3 protein-coding genes are annotated in these 5,284 nt (G+C 32.8%); all 3 read left to right on the forward strand.

Annotated features, from left to right (window positions below; all coding sequences use genetic code 11):
• Nucleotides 1–1,000: hypothetical protein (locus tag J7604_RS26065; protein WP_293903263.1), on the forward strand; the 1,000-nt coding region annotated here is incomplete at its 5' end.
• An 87-nt stretch (nucleotides 1,001–1,087) separates the two neighbouring features.
• On the forward strand, nucleotides 1,088–1,255 hold the full coding sequence (locus J7604_RS26070) for a hypothetical protein (protein WP_293903266.1): 168 nt from the start codon (nucleotides 1,088–1,090) through the stop codon (nucleotides 1,253–1,255).
• Nucleotides 1,256–1,687: 432 nt separating this feature from the next.
• A partial coding sequence (locus tag J7604_RS26075; protein WP_293903269.1) for a hypothetical protein occupies nucleotides 1,688–5,284 on the forward strand: 3,597 nt, incomplete at its 3' end.

Consider the following 5,284-nt stretch of genomic DNA (forward strand, 5'->3'; position numbering starts at 1 on the left):
GAAGAATATAGCATTCTGGTCATCATGTCTGATAGTTTCTTTAATATTAATTGCCGTTTATTTATACATTTACTACAAAAATACTGGCGATTTTTTTTACAGAATAAGGGTAATCCAAGAGGGACATTATACCTCTCCATACAGCTATTACGATAAAGATATAAATCAATTTATAGGAAGACTTACCTACGAGCCTCTGCTAATGCTTATTGCAACAGGTATGATAACATTAGTGCTATTTTCTGTTATACCTTTATTGGTTATTCCATTTATTAAGATAAAACTTCCTGAGTCTTACTATTACTGGGCTTATCTTTCGATTTACATGTTACTTTTTTTTCTGTACGGATCATCAAATCTTAAAGCATATAATCCTCTTCCGTTGTTCGGAAGGATGTTTCTTCCTGTAATTCCTGTAATGGCAATGGCCTCTGCTTTTTTTTTGTATTATAGTTTAGGCAGAATCAATAGCTATATTGGCGGTTTTTTATTTTTGTTGATAGGAATTTTTGCTTGGCTTGCCTCAATGAATATGTTTATTGTTTACCTGCTTCTAGCTGTGCTTTTCTTTGTTAAAGGTTCCTTAGGAATAAAGATGAGTTCAATAATTACTTTTATTACCTTATTTTTTATATTAAATCTTTATGGAATAAATAGACTGAGAAAGTCAAAACATTCTGGGTTTTATGAGCAATTTGTATTTGAGCATTACCTTAATTCAAGATCAGGGTTAAATCTTGTAATCACAGATCTTCAATTAGTAGAGGGAAATGTCTTTTATAATAATTTCATAAGGCACAAAAACTACAAATTTGTGGAATTTCAAAACGGATCCCATGAAGATTTTCGTAATTATAATAAGGTTTATTATTTATATAATCAACAAAATTTCGAAAATCTGGATGGAACAGGAATAAATATTCCAGCCACTTCTGTTTTTTATAATTGCAAGAAAATCCTTTTTAATAAAGGTGGAGTATGTTTGTGTGAGGCTAAATAAAACCCGCCGATATTTAATAATATTATTTATATCTATAATTATTCTAGCCGTCCCGAATTTGCCCACTTCGGATACTAGCAGGAGATATTGGCAGTAAAATTAAAGGATATCATATTGATATCTTCTAAGGTTCTTCTAAAGAAAATCAGCAGGTTGGTAAATATTCATGATAATCCTGTTAAGGCCATTAATGTTGGAGGTCCGGAGGATTATATCTATTCGAGTGCAAGCAATTATTCAGGAAAGAAGGGCTGATAGAAGTCGAATTTATCGGATAACAACTCACAAGTTAATAAACTTGCTCTCATTTTTGGGTTTAAGTTAGAAAACCTAATCCAGAGAAGGGTTCAATAACAACAAAATTTGGTAATAACTATGAAAGAATTGAATTAATGACGGAAAGTTATTCACATTTGTATTAACTGATGAAAAGGATAGAAAATCTTACTTAAAGTTTGAGTATGAGAATAATTGCTACTATTATGAAAGTAAATAATTTAATCATAAAGAAGTATTTTGGTACTTTGAAACATGATTCATTGACAAGATTAATAAAAATGGTACATGAGGTTTTTGTTGAAAGTATAACTAGTTTTTACATAAGTCTTAAAGATTCTGTATCTTTAATTTGAAGATCATTGTTGTTATTTTACTGTGATCACTTTTTTTAACATGATTATAAGTTAAATGTCAAAGTATATATTTTTACTAAAAGGGAGTTCTGTATTATTTTTTTTACTACTGGTCTCTAATGTTTTATACGCTGAAAATTACTCCTGGAGAAATGATGCAGCCAGTTCAAGTTGGGAAGATCCTTTAAACTGGAGCGGTACAGCTGCAGTTCCTGTTAATGGAAGTAATCAGGTTGTGTTTAGGTCTACAGACAATATTACGATTGGTACAACTTCCGCAGCTCCGGTACTTAACTCAAATCAGACTATTGGAGCATTGACATTGTCAATAAGTAGTCTTACTATAAATAGTGGATTTGTTCTAGATATTAAGGGTAGTACAACCATTAACGGAGGTGCAGGAGGGATATTAGGCACTGGAACAGTAAACATAGGTACGAGTACAAATCCTGTGGCTGTCACGTTTGGAAGCATATCAAGTGGTACTACAGTTTTTCCATTGTTGAATATTTTTACAAATGCATTAACATTATATAAAACCGAGTTTAAAGGGGTATTGAATCTTACTAATTTATCTACAGGTACTTCTATTACTGGTGGCAATACCTATTATGAAAATGTCTATTTCACCGCATCAGGCTCAGGATCTTTTAGGATTGCCAATGGCAATGTTTCCGGAGTTGGCGAAACATTCAAGAAGGACTTATCAATAAAAGTGATTGCGCCTGCAATAGGTTTTGAAGCTTCTTATAATTACCCTTGCTTTTATAATGGAAATTTAATTCTTGAGAACACTACAGGAAGTTATGGAATTCGATTTGGTACAGGAGGAGGTACTTCTGAATTAGCCGCAGGAGCTACAATCTCTGTCCCAAGTTTCTCTGCAGGAATGTTATATTTTAATAAGTTCAAGCAAGTAGGCAGTACTCCACAATCATTTATTCTAAATGGTACCAGTAGTTTAACAATTGATCCTAACACTGAATTTAATGGCGCCTTAACTTGCGAAGCACCATTAATTGTATTGAATGGCGGTACATTTGGATCTGAAGTAAAATTGAAGCATACAGGCAATAGTAATTCAATCTCAATCGGGAATGTTCTTTTCAATGCAGATTTTACGTTGGAAAATTCTGGGACTGCCGCATGTTATTTAGCTCCTTATACCGGAAATAACTATCAATTTAAGGGAAATTCAACATTTATAAATTCATCAACTGGTTCCATTCACGTTGCCTATAACACTGGAAGTATTTCTTCATTTACCGGGACTACTAAAATTGAAAATATTGGAAGTACTGGAACTATCACTTTTTGTAATAATGGTGGTGCATGTATATTTAATGGAAACATAGAAATGAAAAGTTCTTCCACAGGGAATTTTTACATCGGTTATACAGGAACGGTTGATTTAGGGCCAGGAGTTAAGGTGTTTTCAACTCCAAATGGTTTTACAAAAGGGACTCTTTATTTGAGTAACATAACTCAACAAGATGCTACAAGTCAAAATATATCAATAACAGGAACAAGTACACTTACATTCAACGGAAATAGTAACTATAAAGGGAGTATGACTTGTGAGGCGCCTTTAATTATATTATTAGGTAATACATTTGAATCTGAAGTGAAATTAAAAAATACAGGGAATGGTAATAATAATTCTATTTCTACCGGAAACGTTGTTTTTAATGGAGATTTTACATTCGAAAATTCTGGGTCTGGTACTTGTTTTTTATCAACTTATACAGGGAATAATTATCAATTTAAAGGAAATTCAACATTTATAAATTCATCAACTGGTACAATTCATATTGCCTATAACACTGGAAGTATTTCCACATTTACCGGATCTACTAAGATTGAAAATATTGGAAGTACTGGCGCTATCACTTTCAGTAATAATGGGGCATGTACATTTAATGGAGATATAGAAGTGAAAAGTTCTTCTTCTGGAAATTTCCAAATTGGTATAAATGGAACAGTTAGTTTAGGTGCTGGAGTAAAAATCTCTTCTCCAGTTGGAAGTTTTACAAAGGGGAATCTTACTCTAAGTAATGTTACTCAGCTGGATGTCACAGATCAAAGCATTGTAATTGGTGGAACAAGTACACTAACATTTAATGGAAGCAGCAGTTATAAAGGGTTGTTAGATTGTGAAGCACCTATCCTTACATTGACTGGAGGTACTTTTGCAGGAGTAAAATTTAAAAATACAGGGAATAGTAATATTAATTCTTTATCCACCGGAAATGTTGTTTTTAATGGAGATTTTACATTTGAAAATGCTGGGGCTGGTATTTGTTATTTAGCTACCAACGCAGGGAATACCTATCAGTATAAAGGTACTTCAACCTTTATAAATTCCTCAACAGGCACAATAGCTCTATCTTATAATGCCGGAAGCACTTCTATATTTTCTGGGCCTACCAAAATTGAAAATAAGGGCAGTACTGGTGCTGTTCTATTTAGTACTGTTGGGGCCTGCACATTTAATGGTGATATAGAAATTAAAAGTTCTTCATCAGGAAATTTTTATATCGGTTTATCGGGAGCAGTTACCTTAGGCCCAGGAGTTAAATTAACTTCACCAAGTGGAAGTTTTACTCAAGGTAATTTGATATTAGCCAACATAACTCAGCAGGATGCAACAGATTTAAATTTTGAAATAACCGGAAGTAGCACTTTAACATTTGGAGGTAATAGTAATTTTCTTGGTGCTGTCACAGCTAGTAGTCCGAACCTTAATATCAATGGAGGGACATTTAACAAATCTGTTATACTGACAAAATCTGGCACTGTTGCAAATAATAGCAGTGGTGTTGTTACTTTTAATGATGACTTTACCCTTAATAATTATGGAGCATTATCTCTGGCCACTCAGACATCAGGGATTTATTCTTTTAAAGGTAATTGTACTTTTAATAATTTTGGATCAGGGGGGGTAACGATCTCTCATTTTGGAGTAACAAACTTTAATACAATAGGGAAGTTGAATCAATTTAATAATTACTCTACTGGTAATATTACCATTGGAAATTATGGGAATATTTTTTTTAAAGGGGATATCCAATTGTCCAATTCAGTAGGGACAGTTTATTTAGGAACTAATGGTGGAAAAGTAAATCTCTCATCCAATACTCATTTTAATGTTCAAGTATTTTCAGGTGGTACACTTAATTTTAGAAATGTTATACAAGAAGCAAATTCCCCAGAGATTGACCTTAATTTGATCGGAGCATATGCTGCATTTGGTAATACAAACGAATTTTATAGTAAATTAAAAATTACTGCTTCCTTAATTAATTTTACTGGCTCCAAATTTTATGGTCCTGTTGAATTTATAGCAAGCAATACAACAACAACAGTTAGCCATCTTGGATTTGGCGGATCAATATTTTATTCTGATTTAACAATCACCAATAATACTTCCAGGCCATTTGCTCTTGCTACTAATACTGGTGATATTTATTATGGAAATATTATTGCGAATAAAAATAGTACAGGTCCTATTCAACTTTCGAATTACGGTACCTCAGAATATTATGGAAATATAATTTACAATGTAATTACACCAAATGCTCCCGATGCATTTGGAGGTAATGGAGGCACAAGTGCATTTATGGGAGATAAACCTCAGAGTATATCATGTAAC

It is taken from the genome of Sporocytophaga sp., from assembly GCF_017745095.1.
Taxonomy (GTDB): domain Bacteria; phylum Bacteroidota; class Bacteroidia; order Cytophagales; family Cytophagaceae; genus Sporocytophaga.